Origin of the sequence: Mesorhizobium sp. B1-1-6, assembly GCF_006443035.1 — a bacterium.
Classification (GTDB): Bacteria; Pseudomonadota; Alphaproteobacteria; order Rhizobiales; family Rhizobiaceae; genus Mesorhizobium.
The window spans coordinates 167995-179751 of sequence record NZ_VFWR01000001.1 but is presented as its reverse complement, the minus strand read 5'-3'; the positions used below and the strand labels follow the sequence as shown (position 1 = coordinate 179751).

The following is an 11757-nucleotide window of genomic DNA, read 5'->3' as shown; positions in this document are numbered from 1 at the left end:
TTGATCACCCGCTATTCACCAAATTACCGACCAATGCTACTCACTAATCACTACTGACTACTGACTATCCACTCTTCACCAGGGAGAGCCTCCAAATGTACGCAGTCAATTACCACCGCGCCGCCTCAGTCGCCGATGCCGCGAAGCTCGTCACGGGCGGCGACGCCAAGTTGCTGTCGGGCGGCATGACCCTGATCCCGGCCATGAAGACGCGGCTGGCGGCCCCTTCCGATGTCGTCGACCTGTCGCGGATCAAGGAGTTGCAAGGGGTGACAGTGTCCGGCAGGACGGTCACGATCGGCGCCGCCACCACGCATTTCGATGTTGCCAGCGACGACAAGTTAAAACACGCCTGCCCGGCGCTCGCGCATCTGGCATCGCTGATCGGCGATCCGGCAGTACGCTATAGGGGCACGATCGGCGGCTCGATCGCCAACAACGACCCGGCGGCCGATTATCCAGCGGCCATGCTGGCGCTAAATGCCACCATCGTTACCAACACGCGCCAGATCGCGGCCGACAAGTTCTTCGTGGGCCTGTTCGAGACGGCGCTGGAGGACGGCGAAATCCTCACGGCCGTCACCTTCACCGCGCCGGCAAAGGCAGCCTATAAAAAATTCCGCAATCCGGCCTCCCGCTACGCCATTGTCGGCGTGTTCGTGGCCAAGGGTGAGGACGGCGTCAGGGTGGCCGTGACCGGGGCCGGCGACGATGGCGTCTTCCGCTCGAAGGAGATCGAGGCCGCGCTCGCGAAGGACTTCGTGGCTTCGGCGCTCGACGGCGTCAAGGTGCCGGCGACCAAGCTGATGAGCGATATCCACGCTTCCGCCGACTACCGTGCCAATCTGGTCGCGGTCATGGCCAAGCGCGCGGTGGCCGCCGCCAACGCCTGATTCCTTCCTGCTCCTGTCAGGCAGGAGAGGGACTTCTCGCCCCTTTTCCGCAGACGGGCGCATTGTGGCAATCTCGCACTTGCACAAAGCAATATTGCACTGCACTATGCCGGCGATCAAACGCGAGCCGGGTTCGGAGTGTTCATCACGACCTGCGACCCTATTCGCATGTTTCAATGCGAAGGGAGCGGCATGACCGACATCTCCGCGACGCATGTTGTGCCGCCAAGATCCGTCGCCGACAGATCCGCCAGGACAAGACTGGCCTATCTCGACGGCTGGCGCGGACTTTCGATCGCGCTGGTGCTCATCGGCCATTTCTTTCCCGTTGCAGGGATCAATCTCGGCGTACTGGGCGTCGAATTCTTCTTCGTGCTCAGCGGCCGGCTGATGGCCGAGATCCTGTTCGTCGAGCGCTACCCGCTGAAGAAATTCTTCAAGCGCCGCTTCTCCCGCATCTATCCCGCGCTGCTGGTGTTCGTGATCGTTTCGATGATTGCGCTGTCGGGCACGTTCGTCGCCTTCAAATGGAAGGCGGCGCTGACGGCGCTGACATTCACCTACAACTATGCCGGAATTCTCGTGAACCGCGCCGGCGCGCTCGACCACATCTGGTCGCTCTGTGTCGAAGAGCATGCCTACATCATCCTGGCAGCGATCAGCGCACTTGTCGCAAGCCGTAGCCGCGTCATCCCGCTGCTCCTGGTGCTGGCGGTGCTGGCCATGGCAAACGGTGCGGTTTCGTACTGGTTCCTGCACATGGACTACGAGACCACATACTGGCGCACCGACGTGCATATTGCGTCGATCCTGCTGTCGGCCGCCATCTGCCTGCTGAAGACCGACGGCAAGCTGCCGGCCCTGTTGAAGGGCCCTTATGTGGCGGTGGCGGCGGCCATCGCGGCGGTGCTTCTGTTCATGGACCCGGTACCAACCCCGATCCACTATCTGGTCGCCGTGCCGCTCCTGGCGCTTGCCGTCAACGCTCTCGATTTCAGCACGAGATTGTTTTCTGGACTGCTGTCGTCCTGGCCTATGGCGACGCTGGGTCTATGGTCCTATTCGCTCTATCTGTGGCAGCAGCCATTCTACAAATTCGTCTATGAGCGAGGCAGCGACCCATGGCTGATGCTGGCTGGGGTCTTTGCCTGCGCGCTCTGCAGCTATTATGTCATCGAGCGGCCGTCGCGTGAGTGGCTGAACCGCAACTGGTGAGTGACGCCGCAGTGTCCCTCCCTTGCGTTGCCTAGCGGCCAAGGTCAGCCTCGCTCGATGCCGCCTGTACGGCAGCTTGTTTGGTAAGTTCGTCCTAATATAGCCAGGGGTTACCTGGCGATCTGCTTGCCGGATAGCCCAATGTCCTTAGACATTGGTATTATGGCAGCTATTCCTTGTTGTCCCGCCCCGTGCTCCGCCTAGTTTATTCGAATCGGAGCATTGCATGGGAGGATGGAATGGCAACGACCAGGGAAAACGCTGGCGGCTGGCTCGACCGCTCGCGCACGATCGCCGAGCCCGGTTTCAGCAGATGGATGGTGCCGCCGGCGGCGTTGTGCATTCATCTTTGCATCGGTCAGGCCTACGCGTTCAGCGTCTTTAACCTGCCGATGTCGAAACTGATCGGTATCACCGATTCGGCGCCCGACGACTGGAAGCTGACCGGACTCGGCTGGATTTTTTCGATCGCGATCCTGTTTCTTGGCCTCGCGGCAGCCTTCGGCGGCGGTTGGCTGGATCGCGTCGGCCCGCGCAAGGCGATGGTCGCGGCCGCCTGCTGTTTCGGCGGCGGTTTCATCGTGTCGGCGCTCGGCGTCACCTTGCATCAACTGTGGATCATCTATCTCGGCTACGGCGTCCTGGGCGGCATCGGCCTCGGGCTCGGTTACATCTCGCCGGTCAAGACGCTGATCACCTGGTTTCCCGACCGGCCGGGCATGGCGACCGGCATGGCGATCATGGGGTTTGGCGGCGGAGCCTTCATCGCTTCGCCGCTTTCGGTCTATCTGCTGAAGCTGTTTTCGACCCCGCAGCATATCGGTGTCGCCGAAACCTTCATCGTGCTGGGCATTGTCTACTTCATCTTCATGCTGATCGGCGCTGTCATCGTCAGGGTGCCGCCCGATGGCTGGCGTCCGGCCGGCTGGACGCCGCCGACGACACAAAACACGATGGTGACAACCGCCAACGTCCATCTCGACGACGCGTTGAAGACACCGCAGTTCTGGCTGTTGTGGGGCGTGCTGTGCCTCAACGTGACGGCCGGCATCGGCGTCCTCGGCCAAGCCTCCGCCATGAGCCAGGAGATGTTCCCGGGACGCATCACGCCGGCCGCCGCCGCCGGCTTCGTCGGCCTGCTATCGATCTTCAACATGCTCGGCCGCTTCTTCTGGGCGTCGACCAGCGACTATATCGGCCGCAAGACGACCTACGCGGTCTTCTTCGTGCTGGGCGTGATCCTTTATGCAGTGGTGCCGTGGACGGGCCAGTCGGGCAACGTGTTCCTGTTCGTGCTGTTCTATGGCGTCATCTTGAGCATGTATGGCGGCGGCTTTTCCACCATTCCGGCCTATCTGCGCGATGTCTTCGGCGTGCGGTATGTCGGTGCCATCCATGGCCGCCTGCTGACGGCGTGGTCAGTGGCGGGCGTGCTGGGGCCGGTCCTGGTCAACTACATCAGGCAGTACCAGATCGATGCAGGAGTAGCGAAGGCCGATGCCTACACGGTCACCATGTACATCATGGCCGGCCTGCTCGTCGTCGGTTTCCTGCTCAACCTGATGATGCGGCCGGTGGATGCACGGTTCCACATGAAGGCCGAACCGGCTGCAGCGTAAGGAGAGTGATCATGGCGCAAGACAACAGCAATTCTGTCAAATTGGTCCTTGCCTGGCTGCTGGTCGGCATCCCGCTGTTGTGGGGGTTCTGGACGACGCTGGTCAGTGCAGCGGCGTTGTTCCAGTAGTGGCAGAGACCTGGAAAGGAGCAGCGCTCAGGCGATGATCCGCCTGACGTAGTAGCGCACCGCCTTCTTGCCGCCATGGATCACCGCGTCGCCGACCTCGGTGAAGCCGAGCGCTGCATGGAAGGCGTCCGAAGCCAGGTTGGGCGGGTCGGCATTGACCTCGCATGTGACCAGTGCATGGCCGGCGCGCGTGGCGTGCTCGAACAGGTCTTGGTAGAGCAGGCGGGCATGGCCGCGGCCACGAGCTTGCGCCGCCACCACGACGCGATCGACATAGACGAAGCGCTCGTAGCGTTCGCGAAACCAGAGAAAATTCGGACTGTCGTACCGAGCCCCTTGATCGAAGGTCATGATGAAGGCTTCGAGCGCGCCGATGCGGCGCGCATAGAACGCCTCGCCAAGCAGGAAAGACAGGCGCTCGGGCTCAAGCCACGACAATTCGGCGGCATGCTCGTTGTTGAGCGCGAGTATGGCCGCTTCGTCGCTTTGCCTGACACGGCTGATCGGGGAGAGGGCGGTCATGCCTTGGCCGCCGCGATCGTCGCTGCCACAAGCGGCGTATCGGTGAGCGTATTGCGATACTCGCGGTCGAGATCGGAGCCACCCATGCCGACCTTGGGATTGCGGTAGCGCATGGCGCTGGGCACGTCCTTAAGGACGGCGAAATGCATTTCGGACAGTCCGGTCCTTTGCCGCACCTCGGCAATGTTGCCGAGATCGAGCCCGCCGCAGCCGAGAATGACGATGCGGTCGCCCCCCTGTCGCACCAGGTCCGCCAGCAGCGACAGGCCCTCCATCGCCGTGTCGCGTTGGCCGCTGGTCAGCACGCGGCCGACCTTGCAACGGATCAGCGCTTCCAAAGCCTCGGCCGGGTCGCGCGTCATGTCGAAAGCGCGGTGACACGTGACGTTAAGGCCGCCGGCGGCCTCCGTCAGTTCGCTCATGCGGCGCTCATCGATGGTGCCTTCGGCGGTGAGGCAGCCGAACACCACGCCGGGCACGCCGAGGTCGCGCAGGGCGGCTACGTCGGCCAGCATCGAACGGTACTCGGTTTCGCTGTAGAGAAAATCGCCGCCACGCGGCCGCACCATGACATGGAACGGCACAATCGCCTGGTCGAGCGCGGCGCGCACGGTTCCCAAGCTCGGCGTGATGCCGCCTTCGACGAGGCTGGCGCACAGTTCGACCCTGTCGGCGCCGCCGGCCTGTGCGGCCAGAAGGCCATCAATGCCCTCGACACAGATTTCGATCAGCGGCGGGCGGGCTTCTTCAGTCAAGGTGTGATCCTGTCCATGATGTTGTGAGAAGCCCGTAGCACCCGCGCGGCGGGCGCGAAAGCAGGAACGGCACGGCGCATTGGACCAGGGGGCATTTCCCTGCTTGACAGTCTTATAACTACATGGTTATGAGTTAACCCATAGCCATCGAGTTATTGATCGCGAGCGGTGGCTCGACGACGACTAAGAGGAGCACGGCATGACACAGACCAAATCGATCGTCGTTGAACGGCTGATTCCGCATTCGGCGGAGAAGATATGGCGTGCGCTGACAGTGCCCGAACTCGTCGCAGAATGGCTCATGCAGAATGACTTCGCGCCGCAAGAGGGGCATCGCTTCACGTTCCGCGCTTCACCGGTACCGGGCTGGTCCGGGGTGACGAACTGCGTCGTGCTGAAAGTCGAGGCGCCACGCCTGCTTGCCTATAGCTGGGGCGACGGAAGCGAATCCGACAGCGGACTGAAAACCGTGGTGACCTGGTCGCTCACGCCTGAGGGCGCGGCGACCCGGGTGCGGATGGAGCACTCGGGGTTCCGGCCGGCCGACGAGCGTGGATATGTCGGCATGGGAAGCGGCTGGCCGCGTATTCTTGAGCGACTTGAGCAGGTGGCTGCGAAGCAAGGCTGAGCGCCGACTCTCCTCGACCAACCGGTCGCCATGGCCGGCGAACCACAACAAGTCTCCCGGATGCGCCGCTTCCGGGCATGGCAAACCGCGCCATGTTCAAAGGTTTCAAACGGAGAAAGACCATGGAAGCCAGGCTCAAGAACCCCGTGATGCTCATCCCCGGCGCCCTGCAGGCGCTGCTGGCGCTGGACAAGTCGACCGAGGCGGCCGATTTGCCCTATGTGACGCGCAAGCTCGTCCATCTGCGCGCCAGCCAGATCAATGGCTGCTCGGTTTGCGTCGACATGCATGCGCGCGAACTCAAGAAGGCTGGCGAGAAGGACGAACGCATCTTTGCCTTGTCGGCCTGGCGGGAGACGCCGTACTTCACCGATGCCGAACGCGCCGCGCTTGCCCTTGCCGAAGCCGGCACAAGGCTGGCCGACAGAACGGATGCCGTGACGGACGAGGTATGGGACGAGGCCGCCCGGCACTATGACGAAAAGGCGCTTGCCGGGCTCGTCATCCAGATCGCCGTGATCAACGCCTTCAACCGGCTGAACGCCACGACACGCCAAATGGTCGGCGCCTGGGGCTAAGGCCGCGCGAAGGCGAGCCGTGCCACGGTGCAATGGCGGCTGGACTCGCGGTGCACCAAACCTGCTTGCCTAGCCCGGCCGGGTCGCGGCCGGCGGCAATTCGAACAGTTTGGCGCCATTTTCCTCGCCGCGTTCGACATAGCCGATGGTGCGAAACCATTTTGCGATTTCCGGTCCCGTGAGCCAACTGCGGGAGTGAATAGGGAGATTGCCGGCGAGCGCCTGGATCTGCCTGATATGCCGCCTGCAGAAACGCACGGTCGCGGCCCTGAAAAAGCCCTCGCGCGCCGCGAACAGCGTGTCCGCGGCGTCGCCATGCTCGTGCCAGGCGACGATTGCTACGGTCCCGTCGCTGTCGACAAGGGCATGGGCGCGGCCCTCCTTCAGGTTCATCATCAGATTGTCGTAGGCGACCTTGCTGTCCTTGCCCGCGGCGATGTATTCGTCGGACATCCGCTTGGACAAATGGCGAAACACGTCTTCCAGATCGCCGACCGTCGCTGTTCGTGCTCTCATTTCTGCTCCTTGAGCCCCGGCAGGGAGTTTGCTCCAGGAAAAGGCATTCACCAAGCAAAGGGATTTCGCGAAAAACCCAACGGGGGGAATCCGGTTCCGCCGGTAAGGCGGGCAACCGGCGTAGCATCGTCAGCCCGGTCGTGCGGAACCGGATGTGAAGAGCTGGGCCAACGCTTAACGCGGCGCGCTCCCGTGGCGAGACAGTTCGAGGAGCCGGAGCAGCGGTGGCTTACTGGCGCAAAACCGTGTTCTTGGTGCCTTCCTCGACCTGGTCGATCACCAGCAGCTTGACCGGGCCTTCACCGATATTGGTGGCCTGATGCCACTGCCCGATCATCTCGATGATGAAATCGCCAGTCTTGTAGGTGTTGCTGTTGCCGGTCTCGACATTGGTGACCTTCAACGTGCCGGCCTCGACATAGGCGTAGCGCGGGAACGGATGCTTGTGCACCGGCAAGGTCGCGCCCGGCGCTATGTCGTAGGTCGACACCAGCACCTGCACGTTCTTCTGCGGCAGCGTGATCGGCTGGCCGGAAGCGGTGGTCGTGCGCGAGGCGAGGGGTGTCACGACGACGGGTGTGCCGCTGCTGTCCAGCGCATGAGCGCCGGTCGCGAACGCCGCAGCCGCCAGCAGCAATGCCGATGCCAGGACTTTTCGCATGATTCCTCCCCAAACCGCCGCATCTATCGCGCCGCGAAGGCCGGTGCGCAAGCATGTCCCTGACGAATCTGATTGGACTCGCTGGCCTGGACGTGGCGGGCGACGTGTCAAATCGCTGCGGTAAGCTGGATCTCGACACGGATCTCGGGCAAGGCGAAGCTCGCCCCGACCGTGGCGCGTGCCGGGGGCTCCACGCCGTCGAGCCATGTGACCCAAGCCTTGTTCATCGCGTCGAAGTCTTCGACATCCCTCAACCAGATCTGCGCGACCAGCAGCTTCGATCTATCCGAACCGACGCTCGCCAGAAGGCGATCCGCCTTTTCCAATATCTCCTTCGTCTGGTCAGACGTGCCGGTTTTCTTGTCATCGGCCGTCAAGCCCGAGAGATAGGCCGTGCCGTTGTGAACGACGATACGGCTAAGCCGTTCGTTCTTGTCGAATCGTTCGATGTTCCCCATGGCGGAGGCCCCTGGTTGCGTTGGTCAAAAGCAGGCCGCCGTACGCAATCCAGCGGTCTGCTGAGCGGGATCAGACGTGCGCGACAGCGGAGCGCTGGGCGTGGGCCTGGAAGAAGCGTTGCGGACGAAACGTTTCCATTTCGTCATGGATTTTGCCGCGCACGACTTCGTCGGCGACCACCTTGCCCAATTGCGGGCCGATGGTCACACCACTGTGCGTTACGGCCATGTAGTGGCCGACGATATCCGGCATGGCGCCGGCACAGGTGTAGCCGTCCTCCGGGAACGGCCGGACCGTCGTGCGAATGGCTTCCACACCTGCGTCGCGGAGCGAAGACAGGACCTTGGTCGCCGCATCCAGGAGCGTCGCCGCCTCGTTCCCGGCAGGGCTGAGCACCTCCGGCTTCTCCAGGGTCATGTCCACCGAGACCTTATGGATCATGATGCGGCCCGCTCCGTCGGGACGGATATCCAGATCGTCGGCATGCAGCTGGCTGCGGAGCGTCAAGGCCACCGGCGGGGTGAAGGCGAGCACGCCTATGGTCGAGGAAAGTGGAATACCCTGGGCATCGCCGAGCCTCTCACTAGACCAGCCGCCGGTGCAGCTCACGACGGCATCCGCAGGGTGTCGGTCTCCGTTCGCCGTCCGAACTGCCCGTACGCGCCCGCTTTCGGTCTCGATCTCGGTCACGCGGGAACCGAGTTTGACCTGTGCTCCCCAGCGCTCCTTCGCCGCCCGCAAAAGCCAGGCCGAGTAGAGCACCGGATCGACCCAGCCTTCTTCCGGATAGTAGGAGATTGGACAATCACCGAAGGCAGAGACATCGATATCGGGCTCCATCTCGGCGACGCGCTTCTTCTCGATCCACTCGACGCCGTAGCCCCATTCCTTCATCTGCCTGAAGTTCTCGAAATAATCGTCCATCGACTCCGGCACTGTTCGCCAATCGAAACTGCCGGTCTGGGTGAACCAGGGAGCGACGCCGAAGTCGCGCTTGAGTTCAAGATGGGCGCGCATTCCCGAGACGTTCAGATCGAAATACGGCCGGGGCTGCTTGGTCGTCGCATTTGTCCAGGCAAAGCTTACCGCCGACGTGCCGCCTGCTATCCGTCCGGCCTCCAGCACGACGACGCTTGCTCCCGCCTTGGCGCATTCATAGGCGGCGGAACTGCCGACGATACCGGAACCGATGACCACGACACGCATAAAGATGACCTCCAAAAATTCCCGGGCTAATGACGTCATCCGATACGAGTAATCTCTGAAAGACGAATCGATGCAAATGCCGCTATATCGTTGAGAGATGTTGCTGGAGTTCTTGACAGTACTGCTGACGCCGCTCTTCTTAATTCGATCGGCGCCTGCGATGTGTTTGCAACCCCGCACAACATCCTCGGTTGCCTGAAAACATTGCAATGGGTGCCAACTGCGGTCAATTGAACTGGTCGCTGCCGTTCATGGCCAAAAGTTATGAACCAATGTCCCAGCCATCTGCGGCTGCCCAGGTCGGCCCATTAGCCCGCACGGGCAACTTCTCGTGCGAAGTTATCAAATTCGGGCGCAACCGTTTGCGAGAGCAATGCTACGCTTATCGGCGCATCGGGGATCGCGGAATGGAAGAGACTGCACGGTGAGTGGCGAGCCGGAATTCCTCCTGATCGACAAGAACGCGATCCGGGACATTTTGAGCCTATCCCTGGCTCTTGAAGCGACCGAGGCCGCACTGCGCAAAACATCGAGCGGCATGGCGCGCCAGCAGATCAGGCGCACACTCGATCTGCCGGGTGCGGCCGGGAGTTGTCTGTCGCTTATGTATGCTGCGCTGGATGACCGGCCGCTGTTCGGGGCGAAGGTGCTTTCCGTGTTTCCTGACAATTTCGCGCATGGGTTCGCGTCTCATCGCGGCGGTGTCTTCCTGTTCGACAAGGATCATGGACGGCCTGTAGCCTTGATCGACGGGGGAGAGCTTACGGCTTGGCGGACCGCGACGGCCAGTGCTGTCGCGACGAGGGCACTTTCGCGCGAAGACAGCACCTCGCTGACACTGTTCGGATATGGCGAGCAAGCGCGCCGGCATGTCGCGGCTATTGCGGACGTCCGGCCGATCCATGCGATCCATGTTTGGGGTCGCGACTTTGCAAAGGCGCAGCACTTCGCCGAGGAGCAGTCAGCCGCCGGATTCCAGGCGAAGGCACATCGCGACCCTGGCGAGGCCGTTCGCGAGGCCGACATCATCTGCACCACGACATCTTCCGAAAAGCCGGTGCTGTGCGGCCAATGGCTTCCGCCTGGTGTCCATATCAATGCGGTCGGGGCGAGCGTCGCTTCATGCCGCGAGCTCGACCTCGACTGTGTGCGCAGAGCGCAGATCTGGGTCGACTACCTGCCTATGGCGCTGACGGCCGCGGGAGAACTGATCGAGGCGATTGAAACCGGCGTGATCGGCGTCGATCATATCCGTGGCGAGGTCGGCGACGTGCTGGCAGGTGCGAAACCCGGCCGCACTGGCGACGATCAGATCACGCTTTTCCGGTCTCTCGGCGTTCCCGCGCAAGACATCGAGCTTGCCAATCTTGTCTATATCTCCGCCCGCAACGCCGGACTCGGCACCTCAATTGATTTCAGGTTGTGATGCCATGCTGAGCTGCCAACGAGATCTCTTCTCCATTCCCCGCGAGACAGCTTATCTGGATACCGCATACATGTCTCCGATCCCGACCGCCGCCGTCGCGGCCGGCGAGGCCGGCGTCAGGGTGAAAGCCGAACCCTGGAAAATGACCATCGCCTCTTATTACGACGAGGTGGAAGAGGCGCGGCAACTCGCCGCATCAATGGTGGGCGCCGATGCCGATGAGATCGCCATTGTGGCCGCCACCAGCTATGGCATGGCTATCGCAGCCGCCAACGTTTTGGTTGCGGCAGGTTCGGCCATCCTTCTGATGGAGAACGAACACACCTCGCACAGATATGTCTGGTATGACCTCGCGCAACGCGCCGGCGCCTGCGTTGATATCGTCCCGCAACCAGCCGACGGCGACTGGACCAGCGCGATCGTATCGGCAATCCAAGACTCGAGCCGTCCCATCGCGGTCGTTGCGGGGACGCTGGTGCATTGGTTCGAGGGCGTGGCGATCGACCTGGAGGCGGTGGCCGCCGCCACACGGGCAGCGGGCGCCAGTCTTGTCGTTGACGGAACCCAGTGGGTTGGCGCGATACCCTTCGATGTCCGGCGCGTCCGACCGGACTTTCTCGTCTTTGCCACCTACAAGTTCCTTCTGGGGCCATATCGCCTCGCATTCCTTTACGCCGACCGGCGTTGGCACACAGAGGGGCGCACTCTGGAGCATCATTCATGGAACCGGATGGGCGGGGACAAATCGGACTTCTACAAGGTGGCCGTGGCCGAGTTTCTTCCCGGCGCGCGGCGGTTCGACATGGGGGAACGCTCCGATTTCGCGGTCCTGCCCATCGCAATCGCCGCAATGAAGCTCATCCGCGGTTGGACCGTCGGGCGCGTGTTTGAGCGCCTGCGTCACCTTAATGAGCTTGTCTGGGCGCAGGCGGAAAGCAGAGGGCTGCCGGTCGCGCGTCCGCGACACCCAACGCCCCATATCGCGATCCTCGACATAGGGGGCCGTCTCGCGCCGAATGCGGCACAAGAGCTGAAGCGGGCTGACGTGCACGTCACGCTGCGCGGCACGAAGATGCGCGTGTCGCCGCATGTCTACAATGACGAAGCCGATATCGGCCGCCTGTTCGAATGCCTGCCGCTCCGCTAGAGGC

13 protein-coding genes are annotated in these 11757 nt (G+C 62.4%); 7 read left to right on the top strand and 6 right to left on the bottom strand.

Annotated features, from left to right (window positions below):
• The first annotated feature begins 95 nt into the window (after positions 1-95).
• From FJ979_RS00875 to FJ979_RS00865, 3 genes are all read left to right on the top strand, one after another.
• A complete protein-coding gene (locus tag FJ979_RS00875; protein WP_140579779.1) occupies positions 96-893 on the top strand; it encodes a xanthine dehydrogenase family protein subunit M in 798 nt (265 codons plus the stop codon).
• Between the two features lie 192 nt (positions 894-1085).
• Complete coding sequence (locus FJ979_RS00870) at positions 1086-2108, top strand: acyltransferase (protein WP_140517169.1); 1023 nt, start codon at positions 1086-1088, stop codon at positions 2106-2108.
• A 239-nt stretch (positions 2109-2347) separates the two neighbouring features.
• On the top strand, positions 2348-3727 hold the full coding sequence (locus FJ979_RS00865) for an OFA family MFS transporter (protein ID WP_140495731.1): 1380 nt from the start codon (positions 2348-2350) through the stop codon (positions 3725-3727).
• Positions 3728-3882: 155 nt separating this feature from the next.
• Here FJ979_RS00865 and FJ979_RS00855 read toward each other — a convergent pair whose 3' ends face one another.
• Both FJ979_RS00855 and FJ979_RS00850 read right to left on the bottom strand, forming a co-directional pair.
• Complete coding sequence (locus FJ979_RS00855) at positions 3883-4377, bottom strand: GNAT family N-acetyltransferase (RefSeq protein ID WP_140579778.1); 495 nt, start codon at positions 4375-4377, stop codon at positions 3883-3885.
• Positions 4374-5132: a copper homeostasis protein CutC gene (locus FJ979_RS00850; RefSeq protein WP_140555124.1), complete on the bottom strand. Its 759-nt coding sequence runs from the start codon at positions 5130-5132 to the stop codon at positions 4374-4376. Before FJ979_RS00850 ends, FJ979_RS00855 begins: the two co-directional genes overlap by 4 nt.
• 199 nt (positions 5133-5331) lie before the next feature.
• On the opposite strand from FJ979_RS00850, the gene FJ979_RS00845 reads away from it, so the two are divergent.
• Positions 5332-5760: an SRPBCC domain-containing protein gene (locus FJ979_RS00845; protein ID WP_140495735.1), complete on the top strand. Its 429-nt coding sequence runs from the start codon at positions 5332-5334 to the stop codon at positions 5758-5760.
• 122 nt (positions 5761-5882) lie between these two features.
• Positions 5883-6338, top strand: coding sequence for a carboxymuconolactone decarboxylase family protein (locus FJ979_RS00840; RefSeq protein WP_140495736.1), 456 nt, complete (start codon positions 5883-5885; stop codon positions 6336-6338).
• Between the two features lie 69 nt (positions 6339-6407).
• Here the strand turns inward: FJ979_RS00840 and FJ979_RS00835 are convergent, their stop codons facing one another.
• From FJ979_RS00835 to FJ979_RS00820, 4 genes are all read right to left on the bottom strand, one after another.
• Positions 6408-6854: a hypothetical protein gene (locus FJ979_RS00835; RefSeq protein WP_140495737.1), complete on the bottom strand. Its 447-nt coding sequence runs from the start codon at positions 6852-6854 to the stop codon at positions 6408-6410.
• A gap of 229 nt (positions 6855-7083) precedes the next feature.
• Positions 7084-7515, bottom strand: coding sequence for a cupin domain-containing protein (locus FJ979_RS00830; RefSeq protein WP_140495738.1), 432 nt, complete (start codon positions 7513-7515; stop codon positions 7084-7086).
• 107 nt (positions 7516-7622) lie between these two features.
• On the bottom strand, positions 7623-7973 hold the full coding sequence (locus FJ979_RS00825) for a RidA family protein (protein ID WP_140555125.1): 351 nt from the start codon (positions 7971-7973) through the stop codon (positions 7623-7625).
• A 70-nt stretch (positions 7974-8043) separates the two neighbouring features.
• Positions 8044-9390 (bottom strand): FAD-binding oxidoreductase, encoded by a 1347-nt coding sequence (locus FJ979_RS00820; RefSeq protein ID WP_224684679.1) that lies wholly within the window; start codon positions 9388-9390, stop codon positions 8044-8046.
• A gap of 214 nt (positions 9391-9604) precedes the next feature.
• On the opposite strand from FJ979_RS00820, the gene FJ979_RS00815 reads away from it, so the two are divergent.
• Together FJ979_RS00815 and FJ979_RS00810 are read left to right on the top strand one after the other, a co-directional pair.
• Entirely contained in the window at positions 9605-10606 is a 1002-nt protein-coding gene (locus FJ979_RS00815) for an ornithine cyclodeaminase family protein (RefSeq protein WP_181168528.1), read from the top strand.
• Between the two features lie 121 nt (positions 10607-10727).
• Positions 10728-11753, top strand: a complete 1026-nt coding sequence (locus FJ979_RS00810; RefSeq protein WP_246675552.1) for an aminotransferase class V-fold PLP-dependent enzyme — start codon at positions 10728-10730, stop codon at positions 11751-11753.
• Positions 11754-11757: the final 4 nt, after the last annotated feature.

Bases quoted from the DNA above. Each gene is read 5' to 3' on its own strand.
- FJ979_RS00825 (WP_140555125.1), bottom strand. From the start codon at position 7,973: ATGGGGAACATCGAACGATTCGACAAGAACGAACGGCTTAGCCGTATC.
- FJ979_RS00855 (WP_140579778.1), bottom strand. From the start codon at position 4,377: ATGACCGCCCTCTCCCCGATCAGCCGTGTCAGGCAAAGCGACGAAGCG.
- FJ979_RS00840 (WP_140495736.1), top strand. From the start codon at position 5,883: ATGGAAGCCAGGCTCAAGAACCCCGTGATGCTCATCCCCGGCGCCCTG.
- FJ979_RS00870 (WP_140517169.1), top strand. From the start codon at position 1,086: ATGACCGACATCTCCGCGACGCATGTTGTGCCGCCAAGATCCGTCGCC.
- FJ979_RS00830 (WP_140495738.1), bottom strand. From the start codon at position 7,515: ATGCGAAAAGTCCTGGCATCGGCATTGCTGCTGGCGGCTGCGGCGTTC.
- FJ979_RS00865 (WP_140495731.1), top strand. From the start codon at position 2,348: ATGGCAACGACCAGGGAAAACGCTGGCGGCTGGCTCGACCGCTCGCGC.
- FJ979_RS00845 (WP_140495735.1), top strand. From the start codon at position 5,332: ATGACACAGACCAAATCGATCGTCGTTGAACGGCTGATTCCGCATTCG.
- FJ979_RS00875 (WP_140579779.1), top strand. From the start codon at position 96: ATGTACGCAGTCAATTACCACCGCGCCGCCTCAGTCGCCGATGCCGCG.
- FJ979_RS00835 (WP_140495737.1), bottom strand. From the start codon at position 6,854: ATGAGAGCACGAACAGCGACGGTCGGCGATCTGGAAGACGTGTTTCGC.